3 protein-coding genes are annotated in these 2440 nt (G+C 70.1%); all 3 read left to right on the top strand.

Annotated features, from left to right (window positions below):
• Positions 1 to 225: 225 nt before the first annotated feature.
• Entirely contained in the window at positions 226 to 546 is a 321-nt protein-coding gene (gene rplU, locus ACFXPK_RS32745) for a 50S ribosomal protein L21 (protein WP_329827115.1), read from the top strand.
• A gap of 14 nt (positions 547 to 560) precedes the next feature.
• Positions 561 to 815 carry a 50S ribosomal protein L27 gene (gene rpmA, locus ACFXPK_RS32740; RefSeq protein WP_385007938.1) on the top strand — a complete coding sequence of 85 codons (255 nt, stop codon included), beginning with the start codon at positions 561 to 563 and terminating at the stop codon, positions 813 to 815.
• Between the two features lie 157 nt (positions 816 to 972).
• Positions 973 to 2409 (top strand): GTPase ObgE, encoded by a 1437-nt coding sequence (obgE, locus tag ACFXPK_RS32735; RefSeq protein ID WP_385080796.1) that lies wholly within the window; start codon positions 973 to 975, stop codon positions 2407 to 2409.
• Positions 2410 to 2440 lie beyond the last annotated feature (31 nt).

Genomic DNA, 2440 nt, shown 5'->3' with positions numbered 1-2440 from the left:
CCCCACCGCCCACCACGGGGCGGTGGGGCGGCGGCGCCGGTTTGACCCCCTGTGCAGGGGCCCCGTACTCTAAACCTTCGGTGTGTTCCTATGCGCGCCCACCTCTGAGCACCCACCTCCCGGATCTCCGGGGGAGGCCGCTCGTCCTGTCAGGACTGCCACGGGCCCCGGCCCGTGCGGGCGGCTGGCTTCAGAGGTTCCGTTCCGAGCGAGAGTGAGTTCCGCGTGTACGCCATCGTGCGCAGCGGTGGCCGCCAGCACAAGGTTGCTGTCGGCGACATCGTTGAGGTTGACAAGATTTCCACCGGCAAGGTCGGCGACACCGTCGAACTCAAGACGCTGCTCGTGGTCGACGGTGACGCGGTCACCAGCGACCCGTGGGTGCTGGACGGCATCAAGGTTCAGGCCGAGATCGTGGACCACCACAAGGGCGCGAAGATCGACATCCTTCGCTACAAGAACAAGACGGGTTACCGCCGCCGCCAGGGTCACCGCCAGCAGTACACGGCGATCAAGGTCACCGGTATCCCCGCGGCTGCGAAGTAAGGGACTGAGGAGACATGGCACACAAGAAGGGCGCATCGTCCACTCGGAACGGGCGCGACTCCAATGCTCAGCGGCTCGGCGTGAAGCGCTTCGGCGGTCAGCTCGTCAACGCCGGTGAGATCCTGGTCCGCCAGCGCGGCACGCACTTCCACCCGGGCACCGGCGTCGGCCGTGGCGGCGACGACACGCTGTTCGCGCTGAACCCCGGCGCGGTGGAGTTCGGCACCCACCGTGGCCGCAAGGTCGTCAACATCGTTCCTGCCGCCTAGTCAGTCCTTCGGTACCGCTCCGGTACCGGTGGGGCAGGCAGGGCGCCTGTAGAGCGGTTCTTCGCGAGGGCGGACCTCACTTCCCGGAGACGGGAAGCGGGTCCGCCTTTCGCGCGTTACAGGTAAGACAATTCCGTATGTACTGGAGGCAATCCCCATGACCACCTTCGTGGACCGCGTCGAGCTGCATGTCGCCGCGGGTAACGGAGGCCACGGCTGCGCCTCCGTACACCGTGAGAAGTTCAAGCCCCTCGGCGGACCCGACGGCGGCAACGGCGGCCGGGGCGGCGATGTGATCCTCGTCGTCGACCAGTCCGTGACCACGCTGCTCGACTACCACCACTCGCCGCACCGCAAGGCCACCAACGGCAAGCCCGGCGAGGGCGGCAACCGCTCCGGCAAGGACGGTCAGGACCTGGTCCTGCCGGTGCCCGACGGCACCGTCGTCCTCGACAAGCGGGGCAACGTCCTGGCCGACCTGGTCGGCGAGGGCACCACCTTCGTCGCCGCCGACGGCGGGCGCGGCGGCCTCGGCAACGCGGCGCTGGCCTCGGCCCGCCGCAAGGCCCCCGGCTTCGCGCTGCTCGGCGAGCCCGGCCGCACCGGTGACATCGTCCTGGAGCTGAAGACGGTCGCGGACGTCGCGCTCGTCGGCTACCCGAGCGCCGGCAAGTCCTCGCTGATCTCCGTACTCTCCGCCGCCAAGCCGAAGATCGCGGACTACCCGTTCACCACGCTCGTCCCCAACCTGGGTGTGGTCACGGCCGGTTCCACCGTCTACACCATCGCGGACGTCCCCGGGCTGATCCCGGGCGCCAGCCAGGGCCGCGGCCTCGGCCTGGAGTTCCTGCGCCATGTCGAGCGCTGCTCCGTACTCGTCCATGTCCTGGACACGGCGACGCTGGAGTCGGACCGCGACCCCGTCACCGACCTCGATGTCATCGAGGAGGAGCTGGCGCAGTACGGCGGCCTCGGCGACCGGCCGCGCGTCGTCGTCCTCAACAAGGTCGACATCCCGGACGGCAAGGACCTCGCCGAGATGATCAGGCCCGATCTCGAAGCGCGCGGCTACCGCGTCTTCGAGGTGTCGGCGGTGGCGCACCTGGGGCTCAGGGAGCTGTCCTTCGCGCTCGCCGAGATCATCGCCACGGCGCGCGCCGAGAAGCCGAAGGAGGAGGCGACCCGTATCGTCATCCGCCCGAGGGCCGTCGACGACGCCGGATTCACCGTGGTCCTGGAGGAGGACGGCATCTACCGCGTGCGCGGCGACAAGCCCGAACGCTGGGTCCGCCAGACCGACTTCAGCAACGACGAGGCCGTGGGCTACCTCGCCGACCGGCTCAGCAGGCTCGGGGTCGAGGATCAGCTCATGAAGGCCGGCGCGCGGGCCGGGGACGGCGTCGCCATCGGCGCGGAGGACGACGCGGTCGTCTTCGACTGGGAACCCACGATGATGGCCGGCGCGGAGATGCTGGGCCGCCGCGGCGAGGACCACCGGCTGGAGGAGCCGCGGCCGGCGGCGCCGCGGCGCCGCGACCGCGAGGCCGAGCGGGACGAGGCGCAGCAGGAGTACGAGGACTTCAAGCCCTTCTGACCCGCCGGGCGTCCGCGCGGTCCTTCCGGGC

Source organism: Streptomyces sp. NPDC059142, from assembly GCF_042755665.1.
Classification (GTDB): Bacteria; Actinomycetota; Actinomycetes; order Streptomycetales; family Streptomycetaceae; genus Streptomyces.
The sequence above is the reverse complement of the archived record's forward strand: the minus strand, read 5'-3'. Positions and strand labels throughout refer to the sequence as shown.

Excerpts from the sequence above, each read along its gene's own strand:
- rpmA (WP_385007938.1), top strand. The coding sequence starts at position 561 with ATGGCACACAAGAAGGGCGCATCGTCCACTCGGAACGGGCGCGACTCC.
- obgE (WP_385080796.1), top strand. The coding sequence starts at position 973 with ATGACCACCTTCGTGGACCGCGTCGAGCTGCATGTCGCCGCGGGTAAC.